A 14474-nucleotide genomic window follows, 5' to 3' on the forward strand; every position below is an offset into this window, starting at 1 on the left:
ATGCAAGAACAAGAAATCAAGCTGTCCGTCCCGGTGTCGGCCCGCAAGGCCATCGCCGCCACCCTCTCGGCGACCGGACAGAAACGCATCCGTCTGCGTGCCATGTATTTCGATACCCCCGACCGCCAGCTTGCCCGCCAGCACGCCGCCATCCGCCTGCGGCAGGAAGGGCGCAAGTGGGTGCAGACCTTCAAGATGGCGGGCAAGGATGCCCTGACGCGGGTGGAATTGAACCACCCGCGCAACACGCCCCAGCTGGATCTGTCGGTATATGCCGGGACCCCTGCCGAAACGGTCTTTGCCCACCTGAAAGGGGAACTCGCCTTGCGGTACGAGACCGACGTCTGGCGTACGCGATGCGAGATCCGCACCCGCACCGGTACGGTTGAAGCCGCCTATGACGATGGTTTTGTGCGTGCCGGCGACCTGGAATTGCCCCTGCACGAGGTGGAATTCGAGCTGCTGTCGGGCCGGGTAGGCGCGCTGTTCACGCTGGCCAAGAAGTGGACGGTCCAGCACAAGCTGGTGCTGGACGTGCGCAGCAAGGCCGAGCGGGGTGACCGCCTGGCCAACGCCGCCGCCGCGATCGTCGCCGCGCCCGAGGCCGAGCGTGTGCAGGTTCGCCAGGACGAGATTGCCCGCTACTGGGCGCCGACCCTGGCCGACAAGGTCACGTTGGCCCCGCGTGCGACGCCCGGGCAGGCGCTCGACATCATCACTGCCGAGTGTTTCGACCAGATCGTGCGCAACGCAGCGGCACTGTCCGGTATCGACAGTGCGGTGGGCGCCGCCACGATCGGCGCCGAACACGTGCATCAATTGCGTGTCGGGATGCGCCGCCTGCGCTCCGCCTGGCGTCTGTTCAAGGGCTGGGCGCCCCTGCCGGACGAGGCGGCGCAGGAAGCCGCCGCGGAGTATTTTGGCCAGTTTGGCGAGGCGCGGGATGGCGACGTGCTGGGCGACACCGTGGTGCCGATCCTGACCGCCGCGGGCATGCCGCCGGTCGAATTGCCCCAGGCGGGCGATGCGCCGGACGCCGCCGTGGTGGCCGCGTCGCCCCCGTTCCAGACCTGGCTGCTGGACCTGTTGGCCTGGAACGTGGGGGTGCGGCCCGAGCCGACACCGCTGCTGGCGCCCATGACGTCGGTCGTGGCCGTGCCGCTGCAGCCGGGCAAGCTGGCCACACCCGTGGTGAAGCGGCTCAAGAAGTGGCACAAGCGCCTGGTGGAAGACGGCCGCCGTTTCCATCGCCTGGAAGACGAGGCGCGGCACGATCTGCGCAAGCTGGCCAAACGGCTGCGTTATGGCCTGTCGTTCACCGAGTCGCTGTTCGACGCCGACCACGTCAAACCCTACCGCAAGCGCCTGTCGGTGCTGCAGGATGCCCTGGGCGAGATCAACGACCTGGTCGTGGCACGCGAAACCTACCTGACGCTGGCCGAGACGCAGCCGCCGGCATGGTTCGCCGTGGGCTGGATCGGCGCACGCCTGGAAGTGCTGTACAAGGGCGCCGAAGAGGAATTCAGGGCCCTGGACGACACCCGGCCGTTCTGGAAGTGATCGACCTGCAGGGGCAGCCCCGGCGGTGACCGGGTCTGCATCCCCAGTAAAAGAGGCGATCGGCTGACACAGCGATCGCCTTTTTCACAATCAGGCCGCCAGTGCCGCCTTGATGTCCGGCTCGATCGCCTGTGGTTTGTCCGTTGGCGCATAACGCTGCAGCACCTGCCCGTCGCGCCCGACCAGAAACTTCGTAAAGTTCCACTTGATGCCTTCGGTGCCCAGCAGCCCCGGCTTGCTGGACTTGAGCCACTGGAACAGCGGGTGCGCCTTGTCACCATTCACGTCGATCTTGGCGAACACCGGAAAGTGCACGTCATAGGTCAGCGTACAGAAGCTGCGGATCGCCTCGGAATCGCCGGGTTCCTGGTGCCCGAACTGGTCGCAGGGAAAGCCCAGCACCTCCAGCCCCTGCGCCCGGTAGTCCCGGTACAGCGCTTCGAGCCCTGCATATTGCGGCGTGAAGCCGCATTTGGACGCCACGTTCACGATCAGCAGCACCTTGCCCCGGTAGGCGTCCAGCGAGCGGGTGGCGCCGTCCAGGTCATCGGCGGAAAAGTCATAGGCGCTTGTCATGATGCACTCCGATTGAAAACGTCAACGCACGAGCTGGTTGATTTCGATGATCGGCATCAGCACCGCCAGCACGATCAGCAGCACGAAACCGCCCATCAGCAGAATCATCAACGGTTCCAGCAATGCCGTCATCGCCATGGCCTTGCGTTCCACTTCGCGCGACAGGGTCTGCGCGGCGCGTTCCAGCAATTCTGGCAAGGTGCCGGTCTTTTCACCACTGGCCGTCAGGTGGATCAGCAGCGGGGGAAAGGTCTTCTGCACCTGCAAGGCGGACGCCAGGGACACCCCTTCGCGCACCCGGGTCGTCGCATCGTCGATCGACGCCCGCAAGCGGTCATTGCCCAGGGTCTGCCGCGACGCATCCAGTGCCCGCAGCAAAGGCACGCCGCTACCCGTCAGGATGGCCAGCGTCGACGCAAAGCGCGCCGCATCCAGCCCCAGAATGAATCGGCCGGCCACCGGCATGCGTAATAGCCGCGAATGCCAGGCCAGCCGCGCGGGCGCCGCCCGCAGCATCATGCGCCAGCCGGTAAACGCCGCCGCCAGCCCGATTGCAAGCAGCCAGCCCCAGGTGCGCACGAAGTCGCTCAGCCCCAGCATCACCCGCGTCAGCAGCGGCAATTCCTGCCGTGCCTGCGAAAAGGCGCTGACCACCTGCGGCACGACATAACCGAGCAGGAAGATGACGATGCCGACCGACACACACGTCACGACGGCAGGGTAGATGAACGCCGTCAGCACCTTGGTGCGCAAGTTGTTGCGCTCTTCGATGTAGTCGGCCAGCTTTTCCATCACCTGCGCCAGGTCGCCCGACTCTTCGCCAGCGGCGATCAGCGCCCGATAAATTTCCGGAAAGTCGCGCGGCCGGGTCGCCAGGGCGTCGGCCAGGCGGTGACCGGCGCGGATGTCGGACCGGATCGTCATCAGCACTTCACGGATGTGCTTGCGTTCGGCCTGCTCGGCGGTCGCGGTCAGTGCCGCGTCCAACGGCAGCCGGGCCGACAGCAGACTCGCCAGTTGCCGGGTGGTCCAGGCCAGTTCCGAATCGGACATCCGGGAACCGAACAGCGGCCGCGGCGCGCCCTCGGCCGCATGTTCCTGCGCGGCCACGGAATCTACCGCCAGTGGCGTCAGCCCGCGCGCCCGCAACTGCGTGCGCGCGGCGCGGGGGCTGTCGGCGTCGATCAGGCCGCGTTCGACCTTGCCGATCGCATCCGACGCTTCGTATCGATAGGACGGCATGATCAGGTATCCCGCGTCACACGGATCACTTCTTCAGGCGAGGTCACGCCCGATCGGATCCAGCGTTCGCCGTCCTGCCGCATGTTCAGCATGCCCGAAGCGGCCGCGGCCTGGCGCATGTCTTCTTCGCTGGTGCCTTCATGGATCAGGCGGCGCTGCGTCTCGTCGATCGTGAACAGTTCATGGATACCGGTCCGGCCGCTGTAGCCGGTATGGCTGCAGGCCGGGCACCCCACGGGACGGTACACGGTCCGGCCATCGGGTTCGATGCTGGCTTCCTTGCATTCCTGGCACAGCCGCCGCACCAGCCGCTGCGCCACCACGCCCAGCAGGGACGACGACAGCAGGAAGGGCTCGACGCCCATGTCGCTCAGTCGCGTCACCGCCGACACCGAATCGTTGGTGTGCAGCGTGGCCAGCACCAGGTGGCCCGTCAGCGAAGCCTGCACGGCGATCTGCGCGGTTTCCAGGTCGCGGATTTCGCCGATCATGATCACGTCCGGGTCCTGCCGCAGGATCGCCCGCAGGGCCATCGCAAAGCTCATGTTGATCTTGGCGTTGACCTGCGTCTGGCTGATGCCGGGCAGGTCGTATTCGATCGGATCTTCCACCGTCAGGATGTTGGTGGTGCTGGAGTCCAGCCTCGCCAGCGCCGCATACAGCGTCGTCGTCTTGCCGCTACCGGTCGGGCCCGTGACCAGCACGATGCCGTGCGGCTGGCGGATCAGGCGGTCGATCTGCTTGAGCAGGGTCGCGTCCATGCCCAGGCGCGACAGTTCCAGCCGGCCCGCTTCCTTGTCCAGCAGACGCAGCACGGCGCGTTCGCCATGGCCGGTCGGCAGGGTCGACACCCGCACGTCGATCGGCCGGCCGCCCACGCGCAGCGCAATCCGGCCGTCCTGCGGCAGGCGCTTTTCGGAAATATCCAGGTTCGCCATGATCTTGATCCGCGAGATCAGGGCGGCGTGCAGCGCCTTGCGTGGACTGACCACGTCGCGCAGGGTGCCGTCGACGCGATAGCGCACCACCGAATGCGTCTCGAATGCCTCGATGTGGATATCACTGGCGCCGTCGCGCGCGGCCTGCGTGAACAGGGCGTTGATCATGCGGATCACGGGGGCATCGTCCTGCGTTTCGAGCAGGTCTTCGATTTCCGGGATGTCCTGCATCAGCCGCGCCAGGTCGATCTCGTTTTCGGCCGCGCCCACCACCGACGCCGCATCGCCCGTATCGGCATACGACGCCGCCAGCTTCGTTTCCAGCTCGGCATCCGGGACCCGCATGATGCGCAGCGCGCCATGCCGGCGCTGCACTTCGGCAATCGCCCACGCTGGCGTGCGCGGGCTGACTGTCAGCGTCGTGCCGTCAGGCCGGATGTTCAGCAGCGCCCGTTGCGCGCGGGCCCAGGTATAGGGCAGGGGATTCATGGTCGGGTCACGATCTCGGCGGAATAGCCCAGCTGGCGCAGGGTGGACAGCGTGGTATCCAGGGTCAGCATATCGCGGGCGACACGCGAACGGACATACCAGACCTGGCCTTCGCCCGGTTCCACATAGGCGTTGAAGCCGGCGTCGGAGACGCGGCGCGCCGTCAGCTGCGCATCGTTTTCAGTGGGGGAGGCGGCAATCTGCAGCACCGTGGTCGGGCCTTCGGCCATGATGGCAGACATGTCGCGCGGGATGGTGGTCGGGACCATGCCTTGCGAATTGGCGCGCGGCAGCGGATCGCCTTCACCCGGCACGCGCGGCGGCAGTTCGGGCGCCTTGATATCCGGCAGCAGCCAGTGCTCGCCCGGCTGCGAACGGGCCTGCGTCGCGCGCATGTACTCGTAGCGATCGATCAGCAGATTGGAATTGGGCGTGCCTTCGCGCACGACGTAAGGACGCAGGAAAACCATCAGGTTGGTTTTGGCGCGGCGGCGGCTGTCATAGCGGAACAGTCCGCCAATGTACGGAATGTCGCCCAGGCCGGGCACCTTTTCCACGGAACCGGTCACCGAATCCTGCACCAGGCCGCCGATCACGATGATCTGGCCATCGTCCACCAGCACGTTCGATTCGATCGCGCGCTTGTTGGTGATGATGCCTGCCGTATTGGTGGCGGAATCGACGCTGCTGACCTCTTGATAGATCTGCATCTTGACCGTGCCGCCTTCGGACACCTGGGGTTTGACCTTGAGCGTCAGGCCCACGTCCTTGCGTTCGATGGTCTGGAAAGGGCTGGCCGTGGTGCCGCCGGTGCCGGTCTGCGCGTAGGAACCGGTAATGAACGGGACGTTCTGGCCCACGATGATGCTGGCGATTTCGTTGTCCAGCGTCAGCAGGTTAGGCGTCGACAGAATGTTGGTGCCCGACTTGCTTTCCAGGGCCCGGGCCAGGAAGCCCAGGTTGGTGACTTGTCCCACGCCGGGGATCGTGACCGACCCGTTGGTGATACCGATGCTCAGGCCGTTGCCCAGCGACGCCGGATTGGCCGCGACGCCCAGCAGGTTGGTGCCCGCGCCGCCGAACGCCGTGCCGCCGAAGGCGCCGGTGCCGCTCGAATTGTTGCTGAGATTGCCCGCGCCGCTCAACCACTGGATACCGAATTCGGCGGCGGTGCTGGCGGTCACTTCCACGATCAGGCTTTCGACAAAGATCTGCGCGCGGCGCACATCCAGCATGTCGACGATTTCGCGCAGGCTGCGGTACAGCGGTTCCGGCGCGGTAATGATCAGCGTGTTGGTGGTGGCGTCGGCCTGGACCGTCGCGCCGCCGCCGCTGAAGGTGGTGCCCGTGCCAGTGCCGGTACCCGTGCCGCCGAAGCCGCCCGAGGTGCCGCCCAGGGCCGAACCCACGCCGCCGGTGCTGCTGGTGCCCCCCAGGGCGCTGCCGCCCAATGCGCTCGACGTGTTGCCGGTGCCGCCAAAGCCGCCCGTGTTGTTGGCGCTGGACCCGCCAAAGCTGGTGCCGCCCATCAGGTTGCCGCTGTTGCCGCCGCCAAAGCCGCCGCTGCCGCCCGATTGGCCGGTCAGCACGCCGCGCAGCACTTCGGCCAGTTTGACGGCCTCGGCGTTGCGCAGGTAGACCACGTGCATATTGGTGGCGCGGGACGACGGATTGTCGAGCTTGGCGATCAGGTCACGGGCCAGCCGGGTGCGCGCCGGGCTGCTGGCGCGGATCAGGACGCTGTTGGTGCGCGGATCGGCAATCGCGGTCACGCGGTTGGTGGCTTCGCCGCTGGCGCCCGGGTCCATCAGGCGCGTCACCAGCGCGGCCACGTCGGTGGCAATGCCGTTCTTGATCTCGATCATGTCGGTGGCGACCGACGACTGCGTGTCCACGCTGGCAATGATGTCGGCGATCCGGCGCAGGTTGTCCGCGTAGTCGGTGATCACCAGGGTGTTGTTGCCGGGATAGGCATTGATCGGGTTGTTCGGCGCGATCATCGGGCGCAGCACGGGCACCAGGTTGGTCGCGCTTTCGTAGTTCAGCTTGAACACCCGGGTCACCAGCTGGTCGCCGCGGCCGGTATTGGTCACCGCGCCGCCTTGCAGCTTGGCGTCGGCTTCGGGCACGACCTTGCTGATGCCGTCGGCCTCGACCACCGCAAAGCCCTGCATGCGCAGCGCGCCCAGCAGCATCCGGTAGGCGGTGTCGCGATTGACCGGCGTTTCCGACACCAGGGTCAACTGACCCTTCACGCGCGGATCGACCAGGAAATTCTTGCCGGTGAACTGGCCAAGCGCACGCACCACGGCGTCGAGCTCGGTATTGACGAAATTCAGGACGACGCCGCCATCGGGCGCCGTGGCGCGCGCAACCTGCGCGACTGCATTGACAGGCGGAAGTGCCAGCGTCAACAGCGCGGCCGACATCGCCGCGACGATCGCCCGGGTAGCCAGGGTGCGCGGCGACGACCGGTGAGTGGACGTCTGGAGGAAAGAGGTGGGCATGATGTTATCGGCCAACTTGCAGGAGTGAATCGTCGCCGGTGCGGCGGCCCAGCGCAGACAGCGTGCTGTCGAGCGCCGCACGGACTTCAGGAGTGGAATTCGGCGCGGGTCGGGCCACGCCGTTGAATCGGACGCCGCCCCGTTGGGCCCAGCGTCCGGTGCCTTCGACCATCAGGGGTCCTTCCAGGGTCGACACGGCAAATACGATGGCGTCGCCGGCATCCCCCGTCAGGCGGACCTGATAGCGGCCGATCGGCCGCAGCATGGACAGCACGGTCGACGCGTCTTTCCATTCGACGGTCAGCAGCTCGCCTACGGGCACGCTGCCGTTCAGGCGCATGGCGGGCCAGCGCAGCGACAGATCGCCGCCCGGCTTCAAGGTGTTGAACGGCGCGCCCAGCTGCGCCAGCGTGCTGGCCGGCAGGCGCAACGTGCGGGCCGACAGAATGACACCGCGCGTTTCCACACGCAGCGCCATCGGGCCATCGAGCCACAGGTGGGACAGCACCAGATGCGGCCCCCCATCGAACGCCAGGCGCCAGTTCAGCGGCGTGGGCAGCGTGCTGCGGGCTTCCGGTGGGCCAATCGCAAGCAGCGCCGACCCGTTCCAGACCGTGCCCGACGCATCGACGATGGCAACGGGCCAGGTGTCGGGAAGGGCGCGGATCAACCAGCGGGCAGGCAGAACGACAAGCGCGGACACGACGGCAATCGCGACACAGATCAGGACTTTCGGAATCGTGCGCATCAACGTCCCTGGCTCGCGGGGGTGGTGGTCCCCGGAGTCGTATTCGCCACGAACAGCATCAGGCCGGACACCTTGCCGACCAGCAGGCGTCCGTTCTCGTCTTTCGGCCGTTCCAGTTCGGCCTGCACCAGGCGCAAGCGGGTCTGCGCCGGCACCGCGGCCAGCCATTGCATCAGGGCGGTTGCGGACACCCTGTCGACGCTGACCTGCAGGCCGGCGTCGGCCGTCGGCTGGTCGGTCGGCGGCGCAATGTCTTCCAGCGTGCCCGCAATGCCGGCCTGGCGCAGGCTGTCGGCAAGCGCCTGGCGCGTTTCGGCCGGCGTCATCCTGCCGCCCGATGCACGTTGCAGGCTGCGTGCTTCGAGCGTCAGCGCATCCACCGTGGCGGCCTGCGTGCGCAGCAAGGGCAACTGCACCTGCAGACGGCGATAGGTGGTCCAGGCCGGTTCGATCAGCACCAGAAAAACGAGCGCCAGGCCGACGACCGTGCCGCAGATCGTCAACAGGCGGCGTTCACGCGGCGCCAGCCGGGCCCAGCGGCGCGACAGGCTTTCGGTGCGTTTGCGCAGGGCGGGCGCCATGCGGGCGTTCAGGCGGGCGTTCATCGTGCCACCCCGCCGCGTACGGTGACGCCGGCGCCACCGGCGCCGTCATTGGATCCCGCCGATGCCAGTCGGAAACGCCACATGCCTTCCACCCGGTCCACGTTCAGACCCAGGGCCTGCGCGCGTTGCAGCACGGCCGGATCAATACCCGCCGTCTGTGCCGTTGGCGCATTGCGGCCGGTGGGTGGGGGAGGCGTGCGTTGCAGGCTCAAGCGGCGCGGCGGTGCGCCGGCGCCCGGCGTCGAACCGGCCACCGCCGCGGCGCCGACCATGCCGATGCCATCGTCCACGAGCTTCAAGCGCAATTCTGCGTCGGCGTACGACACGGCCGTCAGGTTGCTGGCGGCTTGCGGCAGGGCGTCGGCCGCGGCCAGCGACATGGGCAGGAAGTCCGAGCTGCCGAATTTGCCATCGGCGGTGCGAAGCGCGTCGCGGCGCTGCTCGGCCTGCTTGAGCGGATCCACGATCACGGGCAGGTCCGGAAACGCCGCCTTGACCTGGGTCACCATGCGCTGGCGCAGGGCCTGCTCTTCGCGGCTCAGTTGCCAGGCGTGCACGTTCAGACCCAGCAGCCAGACAGCGGCGGCCGCCGCCGTCCAGATCAGCGGCTTGCGCCAGCGCGACCGTCCGGCATGCCGGGGCTGCAGGTCGGCCAGGGCCAGCGACCACGAGGGCGCCACGCCTGACCAGCGCGCTTCGGCCGGCAAGGTACGCGATTCGACGGCTTCGGGCGCGATCCAGCCGATCGGCGCGGGCGGCACCCAGCCCACGGCGGGCGGCATGGCCGGTTCCATGGCCAGCAACAGGGCGGCTGCGGCCGGCTCGGCGCCGTCGTGGGCATTGACGGTATCGATCGCCCAGCAATAGCCCGACTCCGGCCCGCTGCGCACGATCAGATACCCGTCGCGGACGGCGGCGGTCCAGCCGTTGTCGGTTTGCGCCAGCGCCAGCGGCGCCGGCAGCAGCGCATCGGCCGCCAGGCCCACGTCGGCCAGCACGGCCAGGGCGCGCGCCAGGTGCTCGCGCGGTCCCCACGCCACCGCCACGGTGCCGTCGGCATGCCGCGCGCCATGCGCCACGGCCAGCGTCTCGATCTCGCCCAGCAGCATCGGTTCGACCGCGCCCGCCACGGCCGCGCCCATCCGGTGCGGCGGCAGCGGCGGCACCGTCACCGAGGTAACAATGGTGTCGCCGGGATGCAGGATGGCCTCGACCCGATCGCCGGGCACGGCGCCCGCGATCTCGGACAACGACATCTCGCCGGTGCGCAGCACGGTGTGCTGGCGGTCAAGCAGCGCAAACTCGATCAGCGAGCTGGGCGTGAGCGCCTGCAGCGTCGGTAGCTCCAGTCGCAATATGGTCTTCAATTCGTTTCCCTTTTCCACACCACGCTAGGACTGGTGGCGTTTTCGCGCGAAATGAGCGCTTGCATTGTGACCGCTGCACGCTCCAGCGTCACGGTACCGTTGACGGAAAACCACTTGCTGACCGTCACGATCTGCGTATCGGTCAGCTGGATGTCCGGATTGGCCAGACGATTGCCGAAGTCGGCGCGGTCATTGAAATAGGCGCCGGCATTGCGGCGTTCCGTCAGGGCCCGCGCCTGCGACAGCGACAGTCCGGGCACCGCCGCAGCCAGCACCTCGGCGCTGGCCGTGTTGGCGTTGACGGCGGTAATGCCCGGCAGCACGGTCACAAACGGCCGCAGCTTGTCGATGACGCTGTCATCGACATCGGTCAGGCCGCGCAGGTCGTCCACGCCGCGGATCATCGGCGCTGTCGGGCCCTGCCCGGCCGTGTCGGATCCCGAAGCCGATCCGCCCAGGCCCGTGCTGTCGGTGCCCGCGCTGTTCGTGCCTGCGCCGCCCGATTCACTACTGCGGCCGGGCGCCGATTGCGCACTGGCCACCCGCAGCGCCACCTGCGGCGCGAGCGACCCGGGCAACCCCAGGATCGCGCACAGCCGCTGAAAGGCCGCGACTTCGATCGGCTGCGGAATCCCGGCGCTGGCCAGGTTGCGCAGGTTGAACTTGCCCTGTTCGTCTTCGATGCGGCCCGAAAACACGGCAATCCGGTCGTCGCCCGGGCGCTGGATGCGCGTGTCTTCCACCGGTGTCGCCCACAGGGTGTCGAGCCGCGTCGTGCTGTTGCGCCGCGCGTCATCCCGCAGCACCAGCCGCGCCCAGTCCAGCCCGCCCTGCAACAGCCACCGCGCCTGGATCCGCGCCTGCTCGTTTTCCACGGCGCGCACCGACGCCGCCTGCCGCTGGAACAGCCCCGTGATCAGCAGCGCCACGGCCGTCACGATCAGCAGCGCGCTGATCACTGCCATGCCCCGCTCGCGGCGTGGGCGAGCATGCACTATTCGTGTGACCGTTGTTCGCGTCACAGCGGTCGTGGGCACTAGCGCCCCGGGCGTTGCTGCCGGCTTCGTTGTATTCATTCCAGTATCACCACGCGCGCGTACCGCTCGCGCCCATCGGCCGGCAGTCGCTGCACCGACAATTCCAGTCCGGTAAACGGCGTGCCCGTGGTCGGGAAGGGGGTAGTCACCCACCCGTTGCCGGGCAACCAGCCGCGCACCGTGAACCGGTACACCCCGGTCAGGATCACTGCCGCGGGGCCCACCGGCGGCAGCGGATAGCGCCGCGCCGACGCGCCCACGGCCCGGCGCAGCAACGTGCCGTCCTGGAACCACACCACCCGCTGCCAGGCACCGGGATTGGCGGCGTCGCTGCGGATCATTTCCACCCGCGCCGGCCCGTCGGGCTGCCCCGACGTCGTCACCAGGATGCTTTGCGGCAGCAGTGAGGGCGGCACGCCATTCACGGCCGTGTTGCCAACGCCGCTGCCGGTGCCCGTGCCCGTTCCAGATGTCCCGGTCGATGTGCCCGTCGGGGCGCCGCCGCTGGTGGTGCTGCCGGTGTTCGCGCCAGTATTCGTACCGGTGTTAGTGCCCGCCCCGGTTGCCGTGCCATCGCCACCCGTGGCGGCATTCAATCCATTCACCCCGCTTGCCATCAACGCATCGGGCGCCCGCAGCGCCACATCGCGCTCGAACTGGCCCAGCATCCGGATTACCGTGTCGTTTTCATCGGCGTCCTCGGTCAGCCGGCGCTGCTGCGAACTGACGTTTTCCAGCCCGCGCCACGCAATGATGCTCACCAGCGCCATCAAGGTGATCGCCACCAGCACTTCAATCAGGGTAAAGCCGCTTTGCCGCGCTTTCATGGCAGCGCCGTCAGAAAGCCGTTGATCTGCGCCAACGTTTCGGTCGGCACGCCGTCGGGGTGCACCCGCACGGTCACCTGCCGAATATTGGTGTTGTCCGAATTGGTGAAGATGCTTTCGCATTGCATCAGCAGGCGCCCCTGCCGACAGGCGTTGACTTGCCGCCCCGGCGACGGCATCAGCCGCGCCAGCCGCAATTCGGCCATCTGGTTTTCGGCCGCCACCAGCGCCAGGGACTTGGTCCGTAGCGCCGCATTGTTCTGCGCGATCACGCCAATCGCGCGCACCGACGCGGCCAGTGCCACCGCCACGATCGCCAGCGCCACCAGCACTTCGATCAGCGTGAATCCCGACTCACTGGACCGCATACCGTCCCGCCTCGTCGCGCACGATGGTCACCGTGGCATCCAGGTTCTGCAGGCGCACGATCATTGGCGGCGCGATCCATTCCGACGTGAACACCGGCGCGCCTTCGGGCAGCACCGATACCTTCACCGGGCCATCCCGCCAGGGCCGGGGGCGCAGCAGGTCATCCCGCGGGAACACATCGAGCTGGGTGCTGGACAGCGCCGTGGGGGTGGCCCGGCCCGGCGCATACACCCGCGCGCGCCGCATGAATCGATAACCCGCGTCGTCCGCCTGCCAGGTGATCTGCCGGCCGTCCGCACGCACTTCGCCCTGGGCCACGGCAAACAGTTGCGCCAGACGCTGCGCGTCTTCCTTCAGCACGGCCCGCCGATCCGGAAAGGCCTTCACGCCGATCGCGGCCGCGGCAATGCCGATGACGACAATCACCACCATCAATTCGATCAGCGTGAAACCGGCCGCCCGGCGGCGCGGGCGCCAGGCCGGGGGAGGGGAAGGGCGTAGACGAGTCACAGCAGGCGGTCAGAGGTCCCAGGAACCTACGTCGGTATTGGCGTTATCGCCGCCGGGCTGGCCATCGGCGCCCAGCGAGAACACATCGATATCACCCCGCACGCCGGGGTTCAGGTATTGATAGGCATTGCCCCACGGGTCGGCAGGCAGGCGATCCAGGTATTGCTTCCAGTTGGGCGGCACCTGGCCGGTGGCCGGCCGTTCGACCAGCGCGCGCAGACCTTGTTCGGTGGTGGGGTAGCGGCCGTTGTCCAGTCGATACAGCTTGAGCGCCTGCATGATGCCGGACACGTCCTGCTTGGCGGCCACGGCACGGGCCTGGTCGGGGCGATCCAGCACGCGCGGAACGACCAGCGCGGCAAGAATGCCCATGATGACGACCACCACCATGATTTCGATCAGGGTGAAACCCTTCTGGCGGCGGGACTGGTGACGACTCTTGATCACAGCGTAAACTCCAAAGGCGCGAATGGCATCATCTATTATCGCTGCTTTATATGACATTTCATGACAGGGTATTCCTGTCACATTCAAGCCCCAAGATTGAGGGTTTTCTGCGACACGGACCGTTCCGTTCGCATGCCGGAGCCGCGCTGTCCATGCCCATTTCGACCCCTCGGTATCTTCCCCGCCTCGTCCAGCGCGCTGCCGTCGTGGCACTGGCTGCAGGCGTCGGCGTCTGGGGCGCCATCGTGTTCGCGCCTTCGCCCCCGCCCGCGCCGCCCACCGCGGCGGCCAGCACCACGCTGGCGACCGACACGCAACCCGTGGCGCGCTGGTTCGGCACGGGCAGCGGCGCCAAGATCCAGGTCGTGGTGGCGGGACTGATCTCGGCCGGCCCGCGCGGGTCGGCGGTGCTGGCCATCGACGGCCGCCCCGCCCGTGCCTACGCGGTGGGCAACGACCTGGCCGAAGGGGTCACGCTGGCCGAAGTCGGCCACAGCGGCGTGGTGCTCAATCAGGGTGGTGAACGTGTCGAAGTGCGTGCCGCAACGCTGCCGCCCCTGGGCGAAACCATCCGCACGGTGCCCCTGACGCGCTGACTTCACATTCTTTGCGTCCCCCGAGTTGACTTCCAAAAATGACTGCTGCATAATCTCAGGCTCCCTGACGGAGGGGTGCCCGAGTGGTTAAAGGGGGCAGACTGTAAATCTGTTGGCCTTGCGCCTACATTGGTTCGAATCCAATCTCCTCCACCAGCTTCTTTTTGGCTGGCACGTCATGGTGAGTTGTAGTGGTTGTAGAACAAAGCGAAGTGCAGGTTGAGAAGTGCCAGTGGTAACTAGGTAGGCGGGTGTAGCTCAATGGTAGAGCAGAAGCCTTCCAAGCTTACGACGAGGGTTCGATTCCCTTCACCCGCTCCAGTACCAAGCAGTGTCAGGTAGTTAGCAAGCAACACCGTTTCAAGAAAGTCTGCGGCGCCCGGCCGGTCCGGTGCAAAGAAAGATGTGACGTGCAAACGTTCAGCTTTTCGCCCGGCTCTCGGCAGTACGCAATACCCCGGCAGTACCCCGAATTCGCCCACTTGGCTCAGTGGTAGAGCACTCCCTTGGTAAGGGAGAGGTCACGCGTTCGATCCGCGTAGTGGGCACCAGTTTTCTTCCCAGTTCCATTCCAGTAGTAGCAGGCATCCAGGCGGGAGTCAGCCATGGCAAAAAGCAAGTTTGAACGTACCAAGCCGCACGTCAACGTTGGCACC

Annotated in this window: 14 protein-coding genes and 3 tRNA genes; 5 read left to right on the plus strand and 12 right to left on the minus strand. The window is 67.2% G+C overall.

Annotation, left to right across the window (positions count from 1 at the left end):
- Positions 1-1560 (plus strand): CYTH and CHAD domain-containing protein, encoded by a 1560-nt coding sequence (locus IE116_RS18440; RefSeq protein ID WP_189614342.1) that lies wholly within the window; start codon positions 1-3, stop codon positions 1558-1560.
- 90 nt (positions 1561-1650) lie between these two features.
- On the opposite strand, the gene IE116_RS18445 is transcribed toward IE116_RS18440, so the two are convergent.
- The 12 genes from IE116_RS18445 to gspG form a co-directional block, all read right to left on the minus strand.
- Positions 1651-2136 carry a glutathione peroxidase gene (locus IE116_RS18445; RefSeq protein WP_189614343.1) on the minus strand — a complete coding sequence of 162 codons (486 nt, stop codon included), beginning with the start codon at positions 2134-2136 and terminating at the stop codon, positions 1651-1653.
- Between the two features lie 21 nt (positions 2137-2157).
- On the minus strand, positions 2158-3378 hold the full coding sequence (gspF, locus tag IE116_RS18450; RefSeq protein WP_189614344.1) for a type II secretion system inner membrane protein GspF: 1221 nt from the start codon (positions 3376-3378) through the stop codon (positions 2158-2160).
- A 2-nt stretch (positions 3379-3380) separates the two neighbouring features.
- Positions 3381-4805 carry a type II secretion system ATPase GspE gene (gene gspE, locus IE116_RS18455; RefSeq protein ID WP_189614345.1) on the minus strand — a complete coding sequence of 475 codons (1425 nt, stop codon included), beginning with the start codon at positions 4803-4805 and terminating at the stop codon, positions 3381-3383.
- Positions 4802-7312 carry a type II secretion system secretin GspD gene (gene gspD, locus IE116_RS18460; RefSeq protein ID WP_189614346.1) on the minus strand — a complete coding sequence of 837 codons (2511 nt, stop codon included), beginning with the start codon at positions 7310-7312 and terminating at the stop codon, positions 4802-4804. The genes gspE and gspD overlap by 4 nt, the downstream gene beginning before the upstream one ends.
- Before the next feature lie 4 nt (positions 7313-7316).
- Positions 7317-8060, minus strand: coding sequence for a type II secretion system protein N (gene gspN, locus IE116_RS18465; protein ID WP_189614347.1), 744 nt, complete (start codon positions 8058-8060; stop codon positions 7317-7319).
- Positions 8060-8665, minus strand: a complete 606-nt coding sequence (locus IE116_RS18470) for a type II secretion system protein M (RefSeq protein WP_189614348.1) — start codon at positions 8663-8665, stop codon at positions 8060-8062. The genes gspN and IE116_RS18470 overlap by 1 nt, the downstream gene beginning before the upstream one ends.
- The gene (gene gspL, locus IE116_RS18475; RefSeq protein ID WP_189614349.1) at positions 8662-10032 is read right to left on the minus strand and encodes a type II secretion system protein GspL; all 1371 of its coding nucleotides are present in this window, start codon (positions 10030-10032) and stop codon (positions 8662-8664) included. Before gspL ends, IE116_RS18470 begins: the two co-directional genes overlap by 4 nt.
- On the minus strand, positions 10029-10997 hold the full coding sequence (gene gspK, locus IE116_RS18480) for a type II secretion system minor pseudopilin GspK (protein WP_229828303.1): 969 nt from the start codon (positions 10995-10997) through the stop codon (positions 10029-10031). Before gspK ends, gspL begins: the two co-directional genes overlap by 4 nt.
- Positions 10998-11104: 107 nt before the next feature.
- Positions 11105-11896 (minus strand): prepilin-type N-terminal cleavage/methylation domain-containing protein, encoded by a 792-nt coding sequence (locus tag IE116_RS18485; RefSeq protein ID WP_189614351.1) that lies wholly within the window; start codon positions 11894-11896, stop codon positions 11105-11107.
- A complete protein-coding gene (gene gspI / locus IE116_RS18490) occupies positions 11893-12264 on the minus strand; it encodes a type II secretion system minor pseudopilin GspI (RefSeq protein ID WP_179582129.1) in 372 nt (123 codons plus the stop codon). The genes IE116_RS18485 and gspI overlap by 4 nt, the downstream gene beginning before the upstream one ends.
- Positions 12251-12775 carry a prepilin-type N-terminal cleavage/methylation domain-containing protein gene (locus IE116_RS18495; RefSeq protein WP_229828305.1) on the minus strand — a complete coding sequence of 175 codons (525 nt, stop codon included), beginning with the start codon at positions 12773-12775 and terminating at the stop codon, positions 12251-12253. The genes gspI and IE116_RS18495 overlap by 14 nt, the downstream gene beginning before the upstream one ends.
- A 9-nt stretch (positions 12776-12784) precedes the next feature.
- Entirely contained in the window at positions 12785-13279 is a 495-nt protein-coding gene (gspG, locus tag IE116_RS18500) for a type II secretion system major pseudopilin GspG (RefSeq protein ID WP_189614352.1), read from the minus strand.
- A gap of 95 nt (positions 13280-13374) precedes the next feature.
- On the opposite strand from gspG, the gene IE116_RS18505 reads away from it, so the two are divergent.
- The 4 genes from IE116_RS18505 to IE116_RS18520 all read left to right on the plus strand — a co-directional run bounded on the left by IE116_RS18505 (position 13375) and on the right by IE116_RS18520 (position 14369).
- Entirely contained in the window at positions 13375-13818 is a 444-nt protein-coding gene (locus IE116_RS18505; protein ID WP_189614353.1) for a general secretion pathway protein GspC, read from the plus strand.
- Between the two features lie 69 nt (positions 13819-13887).
- Positions 13888-13974: transfer RNA gene (locus tag IE116_RS18510), tRNA-Tyr, on the plus strand.
- A 91-nt stretch (positions 13975-14065) separates the two neighbouring features.
- Positions 14066-14139 (plus strand) — tRNA-Gly (locus IE116_RS18515).
- A 155-nt stretch (positions 14140-14294) separates the two neighbouring features.
- Positions 14295-14369, plus strand: a tRNA-Thr gene (locus IE116_RS18520).
- Positions 14370-14474 lie beyond the last annotated feature (105 nt).

The organism is Pigmentiphaga litoralis (assembly GCF_014651835.1).
In the GTDB taxonomy this organism is placed as follows: Bacteria; Pseudomonadota; Gammaproteobacteria; order Burkholderiales; family Burkholderiaceae_B; genus Pigmentiphaga; species Pigmentiphaga litoralis.